The following is a 1,340-nucleotide window of genomic DNA, read 5'->3' as shown; positions in this document are numbered from 1 at the left end:
AGGCGGCGATGGCCCGCAGGATGCCCAGCATGCGCCGGTTCGCGGTGCGCGGACGCATGCGCTCCCACATCGTCTCGGGGTCCGGGCGAAAGGTGGCGGGAACGGACAGCACCGCCAGTTCCGCCGCGACCCAGTCCAGCCGCCCCTCGCGGCCCAGCCGGTCCAGCAACACCTGATAGACGGTGCGCAGATGGGTGACGTCGGCGGCGGCATAGCTGATCTGCGCCGGAGACAGCGGGCGCGCCGACCAGTCGGAAAAACGATGGGTCTTGTCGATATGCGCCCCGGTCAGGGACGAGACCAGGTTGTCATAACCGACCTGGTCGCCATAGCCCGCCACCATCGCTGCGACCTGGGTATCGAACAGCGACTCCGGCAGCCGGTCGAACAGATGCAGGAAAATTTCCAGGTCCTGCCGTGCCGCATGGAACACCTTGACGACGGCCGGATCGTCCAGCAGCACCCCCAGCGGGGCCAGGTCGATGCCGGCGGCCAGAGTGTCGACCACCACGACGTCGGCCTGGCCGGCCAACTGCACCAGGCAAAGTTCCGGCCAATAGGTCCGTTCGCGGACGAATTCGGTATCGATGGTCACGAACGGCTCCTGCCGCAACCGTTCGATGACGGCAGTCAGTTCGTCGGTGGTGGTGATCAGCACAGGATCGGGGAATTCGGCTTTGGATGCGTGCGCCATACGGCCTTGTTACCATGGCGTCCGCGCGGTGTGAAAGCGCCGCCGCCCGAAAACGGGCGGCAAACAGGACGCTTGACGGGCCGGAGGCCGCTCTGACATCACCCCGATCCGAGACGACGCCCCTTTTCTTGCGCAAGGAAACCCCGACGTGAGCGCACCTTCCCGCCCCGATGACGGCAGCCAGACGCTGACCCAGCTCGGCAAGCCGACGATCCAGCCCGCCAGCCCCGAGGACGCGACGCTGGAGCGCGTCCCCGCGCCCTATCGCGACCGGCGCTATCTTGTGCGTTTCACCGCCCCGGAATTCACCTCGCTCTGCCCCGTGACCGGCCAGCCGGACTTCGCGCACCTGGTCATCGACTATGTGCCCGATCAGTGGATCGTCGAAAGCAAGTCGCTGAAACTGTTCCTGACCAGCTTCCGCAACCACGGCGCGTTCCACGAGGCATGCTCGGTCCAGATCGCGACCACTCTGGTCGATCTGCTCAATCCGGTCTGGCTGCGGATCGGCGCCTACTGGTATCCGCGCGGCGGCATGCCGATCGACGTGTTCTGGCAGAGCGGCACCCCGCCCGAAGGGGTCTGGATTCCGCCGCAGGACGTCCCCGGCTATCGCGGGCGCGGCTGACGCGCCGCACGGCAGCCG

The 1,340-nt window shown here is 67.0% G+C and carries 2 protein-coding genes; one reads left to right on the top strand and one right to left on the bottom strand.

What is annotated here, in order from left to right:
- Positions 1 to 694, bottom strand: a 694-nt coding sequence (locus tag HUK84_RS18535) for a ribonuclease D (RefSeq protein ID WP_176641543.1), incomplete at its 3' end; no start/stop codon positions are given.
- Positions 695 to 842: 148 nt separating this feature from the next.
- On the opposite strand from HUK84_RS18535, the gene queF reads away from it, so the two are divergent.
- A complete protein-coding gene (gene queF, locus HUK84_RS18530) occupies positions 843 to 1,322 on the top strand; it encodes a preQ(1) synthase (protein WP_176641542.1) in 480 nt (159 codons plus the stop codon).
- The last annotated feature ends 18 nt before the right edge of the window (positions 1,323 to 1,340 follow it).

It is taken from the genome of Nguyenibacter vanlangensis (assembly GCF_013376155.1).
GTDB lineage: Bacteria > Pseudomonadota > Alphaproteobacteria > Acetobacterales > Acetobacteraceae > Gluconacetobacter > Gluconacetobacter vanlangensis.
This window is presented reverse-complemented; position numbering and strand designations above follow the sequence as displayed.